The 14816-nt window shown below is 69.8% G+C and carries 14 protein-coding genes; 4 read left to right on the top strand and 10 right to left on the bottom strand.

All coding sequences use genetic code 11. The features are described 5' to 3' along the window. Nucleotides 1-3 precede the first annotated feature (3 nt). A complete protein-coding gene (locus ACIRON_RS08700; protein WP_402991638.1) occupies nt 4-1380 on the top strand; it encodes a pyridoxal phosphate-dependent decarboxylase family protein in 1377 nt (458 codons plus the stop codon). An 18-nt stretch (nt 1381-1398) separates the two neighbouring features. Here ACIRON_RS08700 and ACIRON_RS08695 read toward each other — a convergent pair whose 3' ends face one another. From ACIRON_RS08695 to ACIRON_RS08680, 4 genes are all read right to left on the bottom strand, one after another. Then, on the bottom strand, nt 1399-3090 hold the full coding sequence (locus tag ACIRON_RS08695) for an FAD-dependent oxidoreductase (RefSeq protein WP_402991635.1): 1692 nt from the start codon (nt 3088-3090) through the stop codon (nt 1399-1401). Between the two features lie 26 nt (nt 3091-3116). Then, nucleotides 3117-3905: an alpha/beta fold hydrolase gene (locus tag ACIRON_RS08690; protein WP_402991632.1), complete on the bottom strand. Its 789-nt coding sequence runs from the start codon at nt 3903-3905 to the stop codon at nt 3117-3119. A gap of 17 nt (nt 3906-3922) precedes the next feature. After that, nucleotides 3923-4711 carry a hypothetical protein gene (locus tag ACIRON_RS08685; protein ID WP_402991629.1) on the bottom strand — a complete coding sequence of 263 codons (789 nt, stop codon included), beginning with the start codon at nt 4709-4711 and terminating at the stop codon, nt 3923-3925. A gap of 150 nt (nt 4712-4861) precedes the next feature. Then, nucleotides 4862-6640 carry a 3-hydroxyacyl-CoA dehydrogenase family protein gene (locus ACIRON_RS08680; protein WP_402991626.1) on the bottom strand — a complete coding sequence of 593 codons (1779 nt, stop codon included), beginning with the start codon at nt 6638-6640 and terminating at the stop codon, nt 4862-4864. 62 nt (nt 6641-6702) lie between these two features. On the opposite strand from ACIRON_RS08680, the gene ACIRON_RS08675 reads away from it, so the two are divergent. After that, complete coding sequence (locus ACIRON_RS08675; RefSeq protein ID WP_402991623.1) at nt 6703-7209, top strand: polyketide cyclase; 507 nt, start codon at nt 6703-6705, stop codon at nt 7207-7209. Between the two features lie 124 nt (nt 7210-7333). On the opposite strand, the gene ACIRON_RS08670 is transcribed toward ACIRON_RS08675, so the two are convergent. After that, nucleotides 7334-8500: a 3-hydroxyacyl-CoA dehydrogenase NAD-binding domain-containing protein gene (locus tag ACIRON_RS08670; protein WP_402991620.1), complete on the bottom strand. Its 1167-nt coding sequence runs from the start codon at nt 8498-8500 to the stop codon at nt 7334-7336. A gap of 88 nt (nt 8501-8588) precedes the next feature. On the opposite strand from ACIRON_RS08670, the gene nucS reads away from it, so the two are divergent. Next, nucleotides 8589-9263, top strand: coding sequence for an endonuclease NucS (nucS, locus tag ACIRON_RS08665; protein WP_176883977.1), 675 nt, complete (start codon nt 8589-8591; stop codon nt 9261-9263). Between the two features lie 134 nt (nt 9264-9397). Further along, nucleotides 9398-9601, top strand: coding sequence for a hypothetical protein (locus ACIRON_RS08660; protein ID WP_091047822.1), 204 nt, complete (start codon nt 9398-9400; stop codon nt 9599-9601). Nucleotides 9602-9703: 102 nt separating this feature from the next. Here the strand turns inward: ACIRON_RS08660 and ACIRON_RS08655 are convergent, their stop codons facing one another. The 5 genes from ACIRON_RS08655 to ACIRON_RS08635 form a co-directional block, all read right to left on the bottom strand. After that, a complete protein-coding gene (locus tag ACIRON_RS08655; RefSeq protein ID WP_402991615.1) occupies nt 9704-11545 on the bottom strand; it encodes a bifunctional metallophosphatase/5'-nucleotidase in 1842 nt (613 codons plus the stop codon). Nucleotides 11546-11627: 82 nt separating this feature from the next. Further along, entirely contained in the window at nt 11628-11804 is a 177-nt protein-coding gene (locus ACIRON_RS08650; RefSeq protein ID WP_008362162.1) for a hypothetical protein, read from the bottom strand. 32 nt (nt 11805-11836) lie between these two features. Continuing rightward, nucleotides 11837-13426 carry a phosphodiester glycosidase family protein gene (locus tag ACIRON_RS08645; RefSeq protein WP_402991612.1) on the bottom strand — a complete coding sequence of 530 codons (1590 nt, stop codon included), beginning with the start codon at nt 13424-13426 and terminating at the stop codon, nt 11837-11839. Between the two features lie 48 nt (nt 13427-13474). After that, complete coding sequence (locus ACIRON_RS08640) at nt 13475-14374, bottom strand: NAD(P)/FAD-dependent oxidoreductase (RefSeq protein ID WP_402991609.1); 900 nt, start codon at nt 14372-14374, stop codon at nt 13475-13477. A 10-nt stretch (nt 14375-14384) separates the two neighbouring features. Continuing rightward, nucleotides 14385-14816: a DUF6069 family protein gene (locus ACIRON_RS08635; protein WP_402991606.1), complete on the bottom strand. Its 432-nt coding sequence runs from the start codon at nt 14814-14816 to the stop codon at nt 14385-14387.

Raw genomic sequence — 14816 nt, 5'->3', positions numbered from 1 at the left:
AGGATGGACCCACGGCTCTACGCGGACCTCGCCGGGATGCCCGACCTCCTCGACGCGGTCCAGGACTACGCACACGACATCGTCACCGGGCTCGACGACCGGCCGGTGACCTCTCCGTTCCGGCCGCCGCGCGCCGAGCGGCTGCCCGCCCGAGGCGCAGGTGGCGCGGCCACCCTCCGCCACTTCGGGAACCGCTGGGCACCGGGATTCTCGGCGAGCGCCGGGCCTCGCTATCTGGGCTTCGTCACCGGCGGGGCCACCCCGGCGGCGGTCGCAGGCGACTGGCTGACCTCGGTCTTCGACCAGAACACCATCACCGTCCAGGACTCCGCCGCCAGCGACCTGGAACGCGAGACGGTGCGGTGGATCCGCGATCTCCTGCACCTTCCCGACGACTTCACCGGCGCCTTCGTCACCGGTGCGACGATGTCCAACCTCACCGGTCTGGCGCTGGCCCGTGAGTGGCTCGGCGACCAGCTCGGGGTGTCGGTCTCGACCGAGGGCGTCGCGGCGCTCGGCCCGGTCGTCGTGCTGTCGGGCGCCGCCCACTCCACCGTCTCCAAGGCGCTGTCCGTGCTCGGGCTGGGCCGCGACAGCCTCCGTCCTGTCGCCCTCCTCCCCGGCCGGGACGCGGTCGACGTCGACGCGTTGCGGGCCGCCCTGCGCGAGCAGGACGGCCGGCCCGTGATCGTGGTGGCCAACGCCGGCACCGTGAACACCGGCGACTTCGACGACCTCGAGGCCATCGCCGACCTTCGCGAGGAGTTCCCGTTCTGGCTCCACGTCGACGGCGCCTTCGGAGCCTTCGCAGCCCTCTCGCCGTCGCACGCCCACCTCGTGGCAGGTCTCGGCCGCGCCGACTCGGTCTGCGTCGACCTGCACAAGTGGCTCAACGTCCCCTACGACTCAGGCCTCCAGCTCTCCCGCCACCAGGAGCTGCAGGCTCGCGTCTTCGGCAACGCCTCGGCCTACATCGGCGTCCCCGGCACGGACCCCGACTTCGTCCATCTCACCCCGGAGAGCTCACGGCGGCTGCGCGCCCTGCCCGCCTGGTTCACCCTGTGCGCCTACGGCCGCGACGGTCACCGCGAGATCGTCGAGCGCACCATCGCCCTCGCCCGCCGGGTCGGGCAGCAGCTGGCGGAGATCGACGGCGTCGAGCTCCTCGCCCCGGTTCGCCTCAACATCGTCTGCCTGAAGGTCCCCGGCGACCCCGCGGACCTCGCCCGGCGCATCGCCGAGACCGGCGTGACCTTCCTGACCCCCACCGTCCACCACGGCACGCCCGCCCTGCGGCTGGCGTTCAGCAACTGGCGTACGTCCGAGGCGGATGCCGACCGGATCGTCGAGGTGTTCCGGCACCTCTTGTCGGGCGGATAGCCCAGCCCACCCCAGGGCTCAGGCGCCGAACTCCCGGGCACGCAGCCGCGCCAGGTGGGCGTGCACCAGCGGGAGCACCGACGCCCCCTCGCCGCTCGCGGAGGCGACCCGCTTCATGGACCCGGCGCGTACGTCGCCGACGGCGAAGACGCCCGGCACCGTCGTCTCCAGACTCGCCGGCGGGTTCCCGTCGACCCACGCGTCGCGAGGCACGTCGCGGCCGGTCAGGACGAACCCGTTCTCGTCGAGCGCCACGCCCTCCGCCAGCCACGAGCAGTCGGGTTCCGCTCCGAGCAGGCAGAAGAGGCCGTCGGCGGACGTCTTGGTGTCCTCGCCGGTCTCCAGGTTCTCCAGCCGCAGCCACTCCAGCCGGCCCTCGCCACCGCCGTCGGCGACGACGGTGCGGGGCCGCACCTCGATGTTCGACGTCGCGTCGATCTCACGCACCAGATAGGCCGACATGGTCTCCGCGAGGTCGTGTCGCCGGACCAGGATCGTCACCGTGCTCGCGAACTTGGCGAGGTGGATGGCCGCCTGCCCGGCCGAGTTGCCCCCGCCGATCACGTAGACGTCGCGGCCCTGCATCTCGCGCGCCATCGACGTCGCGGCGCCGTAGTAGACGCCCGCCCCCACCAGGTCGTCCACGGCGGGCACCCCGAGCCGCCGATAGGTCACGCCCATCGCGAGCACGACCGTACGGGCGCAGAACTGCGCGCCGCGCACGTGCACGTGCTGGTGCTCGGGCTCGTGGGCGGGACCGGGCTCGATCCCGGTCGCCGGCCGCCCGGTGAAGAAGCGCGCGCCGAACCGGCTGGCCTGGATGCGGGACCGCTGGGCCAGGCGCATGCCCGAGATGCCACGCGGGAATCCGAGGTAGTTGCGGATCATCGAGCTCGACCCTGCCTGGCCACCGATCGCGTCGCGCTCCACGACGACCGTCGCCAAGCCCTCCGACGCCGCGTAGACGGCGGCCGCGAGACCCGCCGGCCCGCCGCCCACGATGGCGACGTCGGCGATCACTCCCTCGGGGATCTCGTCGAACCCGCCGTAGATGGCCTCGGCGGCCGTCGCCGCCGTCGCTCCGGAGACCACGCGACCCGTGAAGGTACGGACCAGAGGCAGCCGTGCGCCCGGGCCTGCGGCCTCGACGAGCTCCTGGGCCTCGTCGTCACCCGGCTCGAGCGAGCGATGCGGGAAGCCCATGCGTTCCAGCAGGTCCCGGACCGCCGCCGCGTCGCGGTCGCCCGGCTCCGCCACGACGTCGGTCACGGTCACCAGGGGCCTGCCCACCGACCAGCCCCACTCCGAGAGGAGCTCGATCAGCGCGGTGTGGAACTCCTCGTCCCGCGGGCCGCGCGGAATGAGGACGTAGGTGTCCATCTCGCGCTCGAGCGCCGCGGCACGCAGGTCGTCGAGAGCGCCGGAGAAGTCCTCCCACGAGACCAGCGCGACACGGCGCGCCGTCGCCACGACGGCCGGCACCTCGCGCAGGAACTCGATCGAGGTGCCCTCGTCGAGCACGTGCTCGGCGGCGATCATCGCGATCTGCGCGCCCTCGGCCACCAGTGCGCGTGTCCGGTCGAGACCCGCGGCGAAACCCACCACCGGCTCGATCCGGTAGTCACGGTCGTACCGTGCCTTGAACTCCTGCTCGATGACGGCGGCATGCTCGTTGCCGACCAGCACGATGACGGGCTTGTCGCGCTCCATGCCGCACAGCGTAGACGCGGAGCGTCTCAGTCGCCGACGAACTGACGCAGGGCGGCCAGGAAGGTCTCCGGCTTCTCGGAGTGGACCCAGTGTCCGGCGCCCTTGATCGTCACCTTGCGGTAGCGCGGGAACCACTCCTTCATCGCCGGCGCGTACTCGTCGGTGACGTAGTTCGACAGCTCGCCGGCCACCCACAGCACGGGGCCGTCGTACGGCTCGTACGCCTTCAACTCCTCGGTCGGCCAGGCGCCGATACGGTCGAGGTCGCGGCCGAGGACGTCCAGGTTCATCGCCCAGCGCCAGCTGTCCCCGTCGCGGCGCAGGTTCTGCAGCAGGAAGCCGCGGACCGTCGGGTCCGGGACCGCCTCCTGCATCCCGGCATCGGCCTCCTCGCGGCGGGTGATGCGGTCCAGGTCGAGACCCTGCATGGCGTCGACGTACGTCTTGAAGCCGCCGACGCGCTCGTAGACGACCGGGGACATGTCGGCCACGACGAGCTTCGCCACCAGCTCCGGACGGGTGATAGCGAGCAGCATCGCGACCTTGCCGCCCATCGAGTGGCCGACCACGGTCGCGGGGTCGTCGGCTCCGTCATCAGCAGAGAGCAGCTCGGCGACGGCCGCGGTCACCTCGAGGTAGTCGAAGGTGTCAGGCTGCGGGGAGCGGCCGTGGTGAGGCAGGTCGACGAGCGTGACCCGATGCTTGTCGGCCAACTGCTTGCCGAGCGTGTTCCAGTTGCGTCCCTGCCCGAAGAGTCCGTGCAGGAAGACGACACGACTTCCGGCGTCGCCGAGCTCGAGCGTATGAAGAGTCACCGAGGGATCGTACAGACTCAGAAGTCGAAGCCGTCGAACATGTCGCCGATGCCCTCACCGAGGCCACCGAAGGCGTCGCCGATCCCCTCGCCGATGCCGCCGATCGCGTCGCCCATGCCCTCGCCGATCTCACCGAAGGCGTCGAAGCCGCCGAATGCGCTGAACATCAGCCCGGCGAACATCCAGTCCATCGGCCCGAAGCTGCCGAAGTAGCCGGCGGCGTAGGGGCGGTAGGCCGGGCCACCCTGCCAGTAGGGGACGCGCTCGTTGCCGACCATCACCTTGCGGGTGTCGGGCTCCGCACCGACCTTGACGCGCTCGGCATCGAGCGCACAGGCGGGTACGTCACGGGTGGTGCCGCCCGGCGGCGCCCAGGCCACGTCCTCGGTCGAGAGCCCGTGGCGGGGGTCGAAGAAGCAGGGCGGGCGACGCTTCGGCAGCGGCTCGCCGGCTACCCGCGCCTCGACGCACGCGATCGCATAGCGGCCGTCCTCGACGATCGTGGTGATCTGCTTGACGTCCTCGGGCGCGGTCATCTTGTCGACGGTGCGTTTGGCGGTCTCGTATTCGTCCAGCGCGCGCTGGTAGTCGGCGTTGGCGCCCTCGTCGAGCTCCTTGCCGGCCATGTCCAGGTCGAGCTTCTGCAGCTCTTCACCGAAGGCGGTCACGTCCTCGAAGGCGAGCTGCTTGACCGGTTCGAGATCAGCGCGCTGCTTTTCGAGCGCTCGCGCCTGCGAGCGCCTGCTGGTCACTACCACGGTCCCGATCACCGCGACGACGATGAGAAGTGCGATCAGAAGTCCCACGTCACCCAGCCTACTGCCGGGGTGGTCGGGGGTGTTCCTTCATCAAGGTATGCAGACGAAAGCGCACATCCCGCGGAACTCCGCACGGGATGTGCGCCTCGAGCTGCATACCCTTCAACAGGCTCAGGACCGCCTCGACGAAGGAGTGCGTCAGCTGTAGTCGCGGAACCCCTTGCCCGTCTTGCGGCCGAGGTAGCCCGCGGTGACCAGGTGCTCCAGCAGCGGCGCGGGCGCGAAGCCAGGCTCGCGGAACTCCAGGTAGAGCTCCCGCTCGATGGCCAGCGAGACGTCGTTGCCGACCACGTCGAGCAGCTCGAACGGGCCCATCGGCAGCGCACAGCCGAGCTTCATCGCGGTGTCGATGTCGTCGGCGGTCGCGTAGTGCCCCTCGAGCATCTTGACCGCGTCGTTGAGGTACGGGAACAGCAGCGCGTTGACGATGAACCCGGCGCGGTCGCCGCAGGAGACCGGCGACTTGCCGACCTGCGAGCAGAGGGCGCGGACGGTCTCGGCGACCTCCTCGTTCGTGGTCACGGTGGAGACGACCTCGACCAGCTTCATCACCGGCGCCGGGTTGAAGAAGTGCATCCCGACGACGTCGGAGGGCCGCTTGGTCACCTTCGCCAGCTCGATGACCGGCAGGCTCGAGGTCGTGGTCGCCAGGATCGCGCCCGGCTTGCAGATGTCGTCGAGGTTCTCGAAGAGCGTGGTCTTGATGGCCAGGTCCTCGGCGATGGCCTCCACGACGATGTCGACGTCGGCCAGGTCGTCCAGCGAGGTCGTGCCGGTCAGCCGGCCGAGGATCTCCGGCTTCGCCGACTCCTCCAGCTTGCCGCGCCCGATCGCCTTGTCGAGGCTCTTGGTGATCTTTTCGCCCACCTTGGCGACCTTGTCAGGGCTACGCCCCACGTACGTCACGTCGTAGCCGCCCTTGGCGAAGACCTCGACGATCCCCGAGGCCATCGTCCCGGTGCCGACGACGCCGACCTTCGAGATGGGGCGGAGCAGCTCGTGGGTGGCGTCGGCGCTCGGGGTCAGCGCGTCCGGGACGACGACGGGTGAGTCGGCGGCCTCGTAGGTGTAGAAGCCTCGGCCCGACTTCCGCCCGAGCATCCCGGCGGTGACCATCTGCTTGAGGATCGGCGCGGGGGCATGCAGCCGGTCGCGACCCTGGCGGTACATCGTGTCGAGGATCTCGTAGGAGGTGTCCAGCCCGATCAGGTCCAGCAGCGCCAGCGGACCCATCGGGTAGCCGCAGCCCAGCCTCATCGCGGTGTCGATATCCTCGCGGGTGGCGTAGTGGCCCTCGAACATCGAGACCGCGTGGTTCAGGTAGCCGAAGAGCAGCGCGTTGGCGATGAAGCCGGCCCGGTCGCCGCAGACCACCGGCGACTTGCCGAGCTTGCCGACGACCTCGCGAGCGTCCTCGAGCACCTCGGGCTCGGTCACCACGGTGCGTACGATCTCGACGAACTTCTGCACCGGAGCGGGGTTGAAGAAGTGGACGCCGACGACCCGGCCGGGACGCTTGGACGCGGTCGAGATCTCGGTCACTGACAGCGAGGAGGTGTTGGTCGCCAGGATCGTCTCGGGGGCCACGATCTCGTCGAGGGTGGCGAGGATCGACTTCTTCAGCTCCAGCGACTCCACGACCGCCTCGACGACCATGTCGACGTCCTTGAGCGCGGTCGCGTCGGTGGCGAAGGAGATCCGACCGAGCAGCTCTGCCTGCTCGTCCTCGCTGAGCTTGCCGCGCTTGACCGCGCGGCCCGTCGAGTGCGCCAGGTGAGCCTTGCCGCGCTCGAGGCCCTCCTCGTCCCGCTCGACCCCGACCACGGTGAACCCGTTGCGGGCGAACACCTCCGCGATCCCGGCACCCATGGTGCCCAGGCCGACGACTCCGACTGTCTCGATCGTGCGCTCACTCATGCCCCGCATCCTGCCATGGGGTGAGGTCCGCCACGCCGGTGATGCCGCTAGATTCGGGTGCTGTGACCGACCAGACCCAGGCCGCCGAACGCATCGAGGCCGAGCGCATCGACGCCGAGCGGATCATCCCGGCCTCCCCCACCGACATCTTCGCCGTCCTCATCGACCCCGACGGCCACGTCGCCATCGACGCCTCCGGCATGCTCCAGTCCGCGGAGGGCTCGCGGGTAGGCGCGGTCGACGACCGGTTCGTCGTCCACATGGACCGCGAGGCCCTCGGCGACTACCCGATGGGCCGGTACGACGTCACCGTGATCATCACCGGGTTCGAGCCCGACCGGGCGATCGAATGGACCATCGACGGCACCATCAAGCCCCCGATCGGCCACCGCTTCGGCTACCAGCTCGAGCAGCTCGACTCCGGCGACACCCGCGTCACCTCCTACTGCGACTGGTCCACCGCCCTCCCCGAGTGGAAGCCGATCTTCCCGGTCATCGACCAGAAGTCCATCCGGGCCACCCTGGGGATCCTGGAACGAGCCGTACGCCGCGGCTACCCCAAACCCTGACCCGAGGCGTCACTCCCGTCGGCCGAGGCGTCACGCGCGCGAATCGAGCCGGCACCGAAGTGCCGACTCGATTCGCCTAGGTGACGTCTCGGCCGACGTACGTGACTTCTCGGCCTGGACTGAATCAGTAGGTGTGGAAGCCCTCGCCGGTCTTGCGGCCGAGCTTGCCCTCCTGGACCTTCTGGACCAGCAGGGCGGCGGGGTCGAAGCCGGGCTCGCCGAACTCGTTGCGGAGCTCGGACTGGATCGCGAGCGAGACGTCGTTGCCGACGACGTCGAGGAGTTCGAAGGGGCCCATCGGGAAGCCCGCGGTCTCCTTGATCGCGGCGTCGATCTCGGCGATGGCGACGCCGGACTCGTGCAGCTTGACCGCGTCGTTGAGGTAGGGGAACAGCAGCGCGTTGACGATGAAGCCGGAGCGGTCGCCGCAGGAGACCGGGACCTTCTTGACCGCGGCAGAGAGCGCGCGCACGGTCTCGTCGACCTCGGGCGAGGTGAGGTCGGTGGTGACGACCTCGACGAGCTTCATGACCGGGGCGGGGTTGAAGAAGTGCATCCCGATGACGTCGCCGGGGCGCGCGGTGACCTTGGCGAGCTCGGTGATCGGCATCGAGCTGGTGGTCGTGGCCAGGATGGCGCCTGGCTTGGCGATCCGGTCGAGGTCCTTGAAGAGCTCGGTCTTGACGTCGAGGTCCTCGGCGATGCCCTCGACGATGAGGTCGGCCTCGGCGAGGTCCTCGCGCGAGGTGCTGCCGGTGAGGCGGCCGAGCACGGCGGCCTTGGTCTCCTCGTCCGAGCGGCCCTTCGCGATGGCCTTGTCGAGCGACTTGGTGATGCCGGCGACGACCCCGTCGAGCTTCTCCTGGGAGCGGCCGACGAAGACGACGTCGTACCCGGCCTGGGCGAAGACCTGGACGATGCCCGAGGCCATGGTGCCGGTCCCGACCACGCCGATCTTCTCGATCGTGTGGCGCAGCTCCGGGGTGCGTACGTCATCCCCGGCCGTGCCGGTGAACGACCCGGCCTCGTCGGAGGTCTTGGTGAGCAGGTCGGCGGGCTTGTGCAGGTTGTCGCCGGTCTCCTCGAAGCGGGCGAGCAGCGCGTCGCGTACGGAGGAGGCGCCGATCTCGTCGACCGTGGCCAGCGGTCCCTTCGGGTAGCCGCAGCCGAAGCGCATGGCGTTGTCGATGTCGGTGGCGGTGGCGTAGCCCGACTCGAGCATGCGAATGGCGTGGTTGAGGTAAGGCAGCACGAGCACGTCGTGGATGGACCCCTGGGTCGAAACCGTCATGCGACGGAAGACTGCCAAATTTATTACCCGTGAGTAACCCCTGGTGGCGTGACGCTGGTCACACGGGGTCATGCGATACGTTCTCCCGGTGAGACTCGTCGTTGCCACCTGCCAGGTCGACTACGCGGGGCGGCTCACCGCCCACCTTCCGATGGCCACCAGGGTGTTGATGCTCAAGGCCGACGGATCGGTGCTGGTCCACTCCGACGGGGGCTCCTACAAGCCCCTCAACTGGATGTCGCCGCCCTGCACCCTCTCGGAGGGCAAGTCCGACGACGGCCGCGTCGAATGGACGGTGACCTCCAAGACGGACGACACCCTGCGCATCCTGATCGAGGAGATCCACCACGAGTCCTCCCACGATCTCGGCATCGACCCCGGCCTGCAGAAGGACGGCGTCGAGAAGCACCTCCAGGAGCTCCTCGCCGACCACCCCGCGACGCTGGGCGAGGGCCTGACCCTCGTACGCCGCGAGTACCCGACCGCGATCGGACCCGTCGACCTGATGTGCCGCGACGCCGAGGGGAAGTCGGTCGCGGTCGAGATCAAGCGACGTGGCGAGATCGACGGCGTCGAGCAGCTGACCCGCTATCTCGAGCTGCTCAACCGCGACCCGCTGCTGGCCCCCGTACGCGGCATCTTCGCCGCTCAGGCGATCAAGCCGCAGGCCCGCGTGCTCGCCGAGGACCGCGGTATCACCTGCGCGATCGTCGACTACGACGCGCTGCGCGGCCTCGACGATCCGACCGAGAGACTCTTCTGACCAACAGTTGGTGCACGGTCAGGCAAGTTCACGTCGGGGAAACACTTTTTCTTACCTTTGAGTAGGAACTGCGTGACAAGATTCACGCCATGTCCATGAACTACTCGGGGCATGGCGTTGGGGGCCGCCTGTCCGTGAGCGACGTCGAGGCGATCATGATCGATCTCCTGACGATGCAGCAGATGCACACGGCGGAGTTCCATGCGATCAAGAGCCGGATGGAGCGCACCGACGCGGCGATCGACAGCGTCAACGCGCGTCTGGACAGCGTGGAGCGGCGGCTGGACGACCTGCTGATCTCGATGAGCCAGCTGCTCAACTGGATCAACCCCCGCTGACCCTGCCGAGTCGGCTCATCCTGACCTAGATTCGTGCCGAGTCGGCTCGTCATGACGAGCCGACTCGGCAGCGGAATCGGTCACAACGAGCCGACTCGGGACTCAGGAGTTGACGGTGATGGGCTCGCCGCCGGAGACGAGACGCCAGTCGACCGAGGCGAACGCGGCCGGGTCGATGACCTGGTGGGCGGTGACCCAGTCGATGAGCAGCTGCCGGATCTCGACCTGCTGGTTGTAGACCACGGTGGCGTCGGTGACGTGCGGGAAGCCGCCGCCACCGGACTGGCGGTAGTTGTTCACCGCGAGCACGAACTCCTGCGCGTCGGTCACCGCGACGCCGTCATAGGCGAGGCTGGTGATCCGCGAGCCCACCGCGGCTGCGATGTCGATGTCGTAGGTCAGGGCCGCGTCCAGGCCGGCGATCGTGTCGAAGTTGTAGTCGGGCGTGCCGTTGGGCGCGGTGTCGGTCGGCGCGTTGGTCACGGCGTCGATCGGGAACGGGCCGGTGCCGCTGACCTGCTTGAAGTAGCGAGCCGTGTACTCCAGGTAGTCGCGCAGCTGGGCGCCCGTGATGCGCACCGCCATCAGGGTGTTGTCGTAGATGTAGAGGCCGGCCACGTCGCGTACGGTCACCTCGCCCGCCGGGAAGGCCGCGGCGCGGCTGAACGGGGCTGCGATCGAGATGACCGGCAGCTCCGCGTCCGAGCCCGTCAGCGCGGCCTTGACCGCGTCAGCCTGGACGAAGTTGACGAAGTCGATGATGGGTACGTCCTCGACGACCGCCCGCGCGGCCAGCATCTCCACCGCCGAGGTGCCGACGACGGAGTTGACGTAGTCGATCACGACGTCGTGCTGCTCCTGCACGGCCGCCGAGACCTCCGGGTCGGGGTCGACGGTGTTGGAGTTCAGCGTCTGCGAGGTCGCCGACTCCAGGACCCAGCGGGGCCGCCCGTGACGCTTCTCGCGGCGTACGACCAGGTCCATCACGGAGACGCGCATGCCCCAGTAGAGCGGCTCGGTCAGCAGCACCTGCTTGCCGGTCTCGGTATTGATGACGAAGCGCTCGGTGATCTCCCGATGGGCGTGGCCGACGAGGATCGCGTCGACGTCCGGCACCTGCTCGGCGACGAGGGTGGCGGCGTTCTCCGGGGGCAGGTCGTCACCGTAGGAGCTGGAGGTGTCGGCGCCGGAATGGGCACTGATGATGACCAGGTCGCAGCCGGCCTTCTTGAGCTCGGGTACGAAGATCTTGGCCTGCTCGACCAGCCCCGGGAACTCCATCCTCCCCTCGACGTTGGCCTTGTCCCAGATCGCGATGCCGGGGTTGGTGAGCCCGAGCACACCGACCTTGAGGCGCCGACCGCGGCCGACGCGGTACTCCTTGATGACGTACGGCGGGAAGACCGGCAGCTTGGTCGACGGGTCGACCGCGTTCGCGCCGAGCATCGGGAAGTTCACCTGCTCCTCGAACTTCCGGATCGTGTCGATGCCGTAGTTGAACTCGTGGTTGCCGAGCGCGGCGGCGTCGTAGCCGACCAGGTTCATCGCCCGCGCCATCGGGTGGATCGCACCCTCGGTGATCGGGTCGATCCGGGCGTAGTAGTAGGCCAGCGGGGTGCCCTGGATGGTGTCACCGGCGTCGATGGTGAGGATCGGCTCGCCGCGGCGCTCCTCACGGACGGCGTCGATCAGCGTCTTGACCTTGGCGACACCGATCTCGTTGCCGGCGCTGTTCGAGAACTCGGCGTTCTTGTAGTAGTCCCAGTTGAAGACGTTGCCGTGCAGGTCGGTCGTGCCGAGCACGGTCAGCCGGACGGTGTCGGCGCCGGGCTTGCCCGCGCCGTTCACACCATGGGCGGGGGCGGCGTAGCCGGCAGCGCTCAGCGCCGCGGCGCCCGTGACAGCAGCACCGGACAGGACAGAGCGGCGGGTGGCGTGAGGCATCGGTAACGTCCTTGCACGAGTAGGTAATCGACTGCAAGGCAATTCCTACCACCTCGGGCGCGACTTGGCGGCGCCTTTACCCTCAAGCAGCCAGATGCTTCTTCTTGACCGGCTTGCCGTCGAGGGTCACCAGACGGCGCTTCTTGACCGTCATCCCCTCGGGCAGGGTGCCTTCCTTGAGCATGCGGATCGGGCACCGCTTGCAGCGCGACTTCGACACGCAGCACTCCGTCTTGGGAGGCTTCCTCTTCTTACCCACGCTCGAAGGGTAACAGCAGGGTTAGGGGAGCCTTACTTCGTCGGAACCGCCACGATGAAGTCCCCGTCGGCCCGCTCTCCGGCCGCGTCTGAGGTGCGGTTGAGGAGAGTGCCGCCGGTCGCGATGGCGGTGGAGCCACCGCCATCGAGGTTCATCGCGTCCTCGGCGCCCAGGCTCTTCATCAGTACCGCCTCCTCCGCGACCGTGAGGCCCTCGGAGACACCGGGCTGGCGACCGTCGACGGTCACGAGCAGGAGCCGGCCGCGGCGGTCGATGCCCGCCATCGTGCGAGGCTGCCGGATCTCGGCCCAGGCGTAGTTGAACGACAGGTCGGCGGGATCGATGACGCCTTCCGCGGCCGCATCGATGTCGGTGCGCCCGTCGGTGACCAGGTTGGGGGCGGCGCTCACGATCGAGGTGCGCGGGGTCAGCGGTACTCGGCGCCCCGTGGCGTCGCGGACCGACTCGGCCACCGGCAGCCGGCTCCCGACGGTGGCGTGGGCGGCGAGCCACTCCCCGGCCGCACCGATGCCCTGGACCACGCTGCCACCCTCGGGCACTGTGCCGCCCCGGGTGCCGACGGCGGCGACGACGTCGTGGTCGTCGAGCACGACCTGGGTGCCCTCGCCTGCGGGCAGCGACGCACCGAGCCGCGGCGTGAAGAGCACCAGCTCCGAGTCGGTCCGGCAGGTCACGTCCTGGCGAGGCTCTGTGGTGGGCGTGGTTCCGGGACGGCCGCAGTTGCGGATCACGCCGGGTTTGCGGTTGATCCCGTTGACCGACCGCACGGATCCGCCGCTGCGTACCTCGACCTTCGCCGTCAGGCGAGTGATCCGCGCGGGCCCGTTGCCGAGCACGATGCCGGTGCGCGAACCGGCGTCCATCGCCTCGAGCTGGCCGTCGTAGACCGCGATCCCCGCCGGAGCACCTTGGTAGCCGTCGGCGTCCGAGGTGATGAAGAACCCGCCGTTGACCGCCACGGTCGCACCCAGCGCGCCACTGACGTCCGACAGCTTCTGCCGCTGCGCGATCGTTCCGTGGTGGGTGCCGTAGACGTCTCCGTCGAACTTCCGCTGGTCGATGACCGCGACGTGGATCTTCTGGGCGTCGGCCGGAGTGTCGACGTCGTAGCCGGTCCATGCGGCCGCCGCGGTCGAGAAGCCGAGCGCCTTGAGTGCCGTGACCGCCGACCCCGCCTCGGCCTGGGTCGCGTACGCCCCCGTCCGCACGCGTACGCCCTGCAGTCCCCTGGGGGTGTCGGAGTAGTCGGGCCAGCGGACGTCGTCGAGCCGCGGCTCGTAGCCCGCCGAGCGCAGCCGGTCAGCGGTCTCCTGGGCCCAGGCGCGCGGGCCGACGCCCGCGTTGGCCGGGCCACCGGTGATCGAGCTGGTCACCGGGTGCTGGAGGGTGACGGTCCAGAACGGCGCGCTGGCGGCCTCCTCGAGAACGCCCGTACGCAGCGTCAGCCCGTCCGCGAGCGAGGTCGATGTCCACTCGATCCGGTCGGTCCAGGAGTGGGCGGGCGCGTGGGCGGGCGCGTCGGCGCGGGCGATACCCGGGACGACGGCGACGACGGCGGCCAGGGCGACGCCACTGGCGAGAAGGCGAGCGGTCTTCGGCATGCGCGGGAGGCTAGGAGCGCCCGCTGAACTCCTGTTGAACGCCGTACGTCAACGCTGCGTCGGTTGCCCGGAGACGAGCTCCACGACCTCGGTGGCGCAGCCCCAGCTCAGCGTCACCCCGGCACCGCCGTGGCCGTAGCAGTGCACGACCCTCCCCTCGCGCTCCAGCCGGACCGAGGGCCGGGCCGGGCGAAGGCCGACCAGATGGGCCCTGACCTCGGCGTTCGCGATCTCCGGCACGGCCGCGGTGGCGTCGGCCAGGATCCGCTCGGCCGTACGCGGGTCCGGGCTCTGGTCCCAGACGTGCGGCACCGACGTACCTCCGACGACGGTGTCGCCACCGCGCGGGAAGACATAGGAGGGCTCGGCGCCGTCGGCCTCCAGCCACTCCTCGGCGGCACCCGGACCGAGGACGACGATCTGGCCCTGGACCGGGTAGAGGCTGGCGTCGCCGACCAGCTCCCGCGAGCCGAGGCCGGTCGCGTTGACCACGACGTCTGCCTCCAGACTCGCCAGGTCGTCGACGGTCCCGGTCGTGATGGTGCCGCCGGCCTCGGTGACCCGCCGCTCGAGCCAGGGCAGGTAGACCGGCATCTCGGCGATCGGGACGGTGAACTCCGCGCGGTCCTCGGTCACGGTCAGGTCGGTGAGCGGCTCGGCCCACCACAGGTCGGCCTCGGGGTTGTGCTGGGTGCCGTGCACCATGCGTACGCCGGCCTCCGGCTCCTCCTCGGCCAGCCGGGCGAGCTCGCGAAAGGTCTCCGCCGCCCAAGCCGTCACCCGGTCGCGCGGCTCGGCGAGGTAGGGGAACCAGAACCCGCCGGCCACCGCCGAGGTGGTCCCGCTCGTCCGCTCCCGGCCGATCACGCCGACCTCGTGGCCGGCCTCCAGCAGCCGTACCGCGCACGTGAGCCCGATGACTCCGGCTCCGACCACCGTTACCCGCATGCGCCGCACGTTACCGCTCCGCGGCCAGCCGCCGGGCCAGGACCGGGATGACGATGACAGCAGCGACCACGTGCAACGCCATCAGGACGACCGCGCTGGCGGCATCGAAGCCGAAGGTGACGTCAGGGACGAGCGAGGCGATGGTCAGCACGACGGTGGTGACCACGAACGTACGTCGCGGACGCCGGGCCACGCGGGCCATCACCGCGGCCATCGCGACCCCGATGAGCGAGAAGAGGGCGGTCAGCTGGGCGTAGCCGGCGAGCGGGATCGTGCCGCTGGCGGTCTCGAAGCTCACCCCGGCCGCCGAGGCGGCAGCGGCGAGGACGGTGACGACCGCGCTGGCGACGACCGTGGCACCGAGGCCATGGAGCCAAACGGGCCTGCGGGCGGCGGCGCGGGTCGAGCGGGTGGTCTGCTGGGCGGTGGTGATCGTGGACAT

This window comes from Nocardioides sp. NPDC101246 (genome assembly GCF_044767415.1).
Lineage (GTDB): Bacteria > Actinomycetota > Actinomycetes > Propionibacteriales > Nocardioidaceae > Nocardioides.
The sequence above is the reverse complement of the archived record's forward strand: the minus strand, read 5'-3'. Positions and strand labels throughout refer to the sequence as shown.